Genomic DNA, 1,439 nt, shown 5'->3' with positions numbered 1-1,439 from the left:
GCTGAGGACTGCGATGTCTGCTGGCTGCCCGGCGGCTATCCCGAGCTCCATGCCGGCAAGCTCGCGGCTGCGACGAACTTCCAGGCCGGAATGGCGCGCTTTGCGGCGACGAAGCCGATTCATGGCGAGTGCGGCGGCTTCATGGTGCTGGGCGAAGGGCTGGAAGACGCGGAGGGGACAAGCCACAGGATGCTCGGCCTGCTTGGCCATTCGACCAGCTTCGCCAGGCGCAAGATGAATCTTGGCTACCGCGAGGCGCGCCTGCGCGCCGCCTGCCCGTTGGGGCCGGCGGGCACGCTGATCCGCGGACACGAATTCCACTATGCGCAGATGACGGCCACCGGCAATGACGAGCCCTTGGCCGACCTTGCCGACGGCCAGGGCAACCCGCTCGGCGCTTCCGGCTACCGGCGCGGCCATGTCAGCGGCACCTTCTTTCATGCTATTGCGAGGAGCGCATGAGCGGCCCTTCCGCACCCCGGCAAGTGCTTGACGATATCGGCCTCAGCCTCGTCTTCTTTACCCGGCTGAGATTGCCCTCGAGCGATTTCGGCGGCCGCAGCCTGGCCGACGCGATCTGGGCGGCGCCCTTCGCCGGTCTTGCGGTAGCGATCATCGGCGCGCTTGTCTACGCCATCGCCTACAGTCTGGGTCTTGCCAGCGGCCCGGCCGCTGCGTTGACGCTCGCCGCGACGATGCTCGCCACCGGCTGCTTGCATGAGGATGGGCTTTCCGACATCGCTGACGGCTTTTGGGGCGGCAGGACGCGCGACAGGAAGCTGGAGATCATGCGCGACAGCCGCATCGGCGCCTATGGCGCGGCCGCGCTTGGGCTGTCGCTGCTTGTCCGCTGGAGCGCGCTGTCCGAACTCGCCGGTCCCGGCCACATCTTTCTGGCGCTGCTCGCCGCGCACGCCGCTTCGCGCGGGCTTTTCGGCGCCTTCATGCATCTTCTGCCGCCGGCCCGCAGCGACGGTCTGTCGGCGAATGCGGGCTTTGTCGCAAGCCAGACCGCCGCCATCGGCGCTGCGCTCGGCGCCGTGGCGCTGCTGGCGCTCGGCCCCGGCGGCGCCATCGCGGCGCTGATCCTGCTCGGCCTGGTCTTCGCGGGCTTCCGCGCGCTTTGCCTCGCCCAGATCGGCGGCCAGACCGGCGACACGATCGGCGCGCTGCAGCAGCTTGGCGAGATCGCCGTTCTTCTCGTCGCTTCCGTCTGCCTTTCCTGATTCTGTTTCGGAGACCTTGCCCCATGTCCCCCCAACCAGCCTCGTTCAAATCGCTCGAAGACCTTCGCGCCGCCTGCCTCGATCTTCCGACTGGCAGCGACACCGCCGCCGGAGCCGTCGCCCGCCGCCAGGACACTCTGACCAAGCCGCCGGGCAGCCTTGGCAGGCTGGAAACGATCGCCGCGTGGCTCGGCCGCTGGCAGGGCCGCGACA

Annotated in this window: 2 protein-coding genes and 1 pseudogene; all 3 read left to right on the top strand. The window is 69.0% G+C overall.

Annotated features, from left to right (window positions below; all coding sequences use genetic code 11):
* Window positions 1-462, top strand: a pseudogene (locus EOA28_RS35615) (cobyrinic acid a,c-diamide synthase); the annotation flags it as partial.
* On the top strand, window positions 459-1,226 hold the full coding sequence (gene cobS / locus EOA28_RS35610) for an adenosylcobinamide-GDP ribazoletransferase (protein ID WP_127253406.1): 768 nt from the start codon (window positions 459-461) through the stop codon (window positions 1,224-1,226). The pseudogene EOA28_RS35615 and the gene cobS, both read left to right, overlap by 4 nt.
* A gap of 23 nt (window positions 1,227-1,249) precedes the next feature.
* On the top strand, window positions 1,250-1,439 hold a 190-nt coding region (locus tag EOA28_RS35605; protein WP_148671096.1), incomplete at its 3' end, for a nicotinate-nucleotide--dimethylbenzimidazole phosphoribosyltransferase.

Source organism: Mesorhizobium sp. M2A.F.Ca.ET.067.02.1.1 (assembly GCF_004023285.1).
Classification (GTDB): domain Bacteria; phylum Pseudomonadota; class Alphaproteobacteria; order Rhizobiales; family Rhizobiaceae; genus Mesorhizobium.
Note: the sequence above shows the minus strand (reverse complement) of the source record. Positions and strands in the feature narration are given on the sequence as shown.